The sequence below is a fragment of the Virgibacillus sp. 7505 genome (assembly GCF_002272135.1).
Taxonomy (GTDB): Bacteria; Bacillota; Bacilli; order Bacillales; family Amphibacillaceae; genus Terribacillus.
Map to the genome: position 1 here is coordinate 1 of NZ_NPBF01000565.1, position 201 is coordinate 201.

The window sequence follows — 201 nt, forward strand, 5'->3', positions numbered from 1 at the left end:
ACACCCATGTCGGCATCTGGGCTGAAGTGACAGAGGACGTAAACGACGCCAATGAATATTCTGAACCGTTTACCCCTCTCATGGAGGCAACGGACGGCATTCATTTAGACCACTTTTCCTTCCAAGATGCCGTGCGTGGCGGCGTCACCACTGTACAAACAGGGGCTGGAAGCGCCAACCCGATTGGCGGCATTTGGTCGA

The 201-nt window shown here is 54.7% G+C and carries 1 pseudogene; it reads left to right on the forward strand.

Annotated features, from left to right (window positions below):
- Positions 1–201, forward strand: a pseudogene (locus CHH91_RS21120) (amidohydrolase); the annotation flags it as partial.